General features: G+C 38.1%; 1 protein-coding gene and 1 pseudogene. Both read right to left on the bottom strand.

Annotated elements, in window-relative coordinates; translation table 11 throughout:
* Positions 1-200, bottom strand: a pseudogene (locus tag IDG60_RS20470) (sodium:solute symporter family protein); the annotation flags it as partial.
* A gap of 39 nt (positions 201-239) precedes the next feature.
* Positions 240-614: dihydrodipicolinate synthase family protein (locus IDG60_RS20465; RefSeq protein ID WP_206161127.1), on the bottom strand; the 375-nt coding region annotated here is incomplete at its 5' end.

The raw sequence follows: 614 nt of genomic DNA, 5'->3' as shown, positions 1-614 counted from the left end.
GACATAAATGTAATCGCACTTAACGTAGTAGCATAAATTGAAAAGCCAACTACCCAAGATGGCAAGCGACCACTTGCGGTAAAGAAACTATTGGTACTTTGGCTCGCGCGCTTGGTAAAATAAACGCCAATGAACAACATAGCTAGTAGATAAATGATAACGGCAACCCAGTTTAGTGTGCCAAATCCAACTTCTTTCATGGGCAACATCCCCTTTACAATGTATTGATTCTTTGATGTCTATAAATCGTATTTTGCAATGAGTTGATCTAATGTTTGTCGATGTGCTTCGTTAAAAGGTTTGAAAGGTCTTTTCGGTAATCCTGCATCAATGTCACGATGACGTAATATTTCTTTCAATGTTGGATAAATCCCCATTGATAACACTGTTTCGATAATGTCGTTTGAATCATGTTGTAGTTGGTAAGCTTCTTGAATTTGACCTTGTCGTGCTAAGTCGAAGATTTTTCTAGCGCGGCGACCATTAACGTTATATGTAGAACCAATTGCACCATCTACGCCAGAAATCGTAGCTTGAACTAACATTTCATCAAAGCCAGATAAGATTAATTTGTCTGGGAATGCTTTTCTAATACGTTCGAGTAGGAAGAAGTT

The organism is Staphylococcus sp. EG-SA-2, assembly GCF_017152085.1.
The sequence above is the reverse complement of the archived record's forward strand: the minus strand, read 5'-3'. Positions and strand labels throughout refer to the sequence as shown.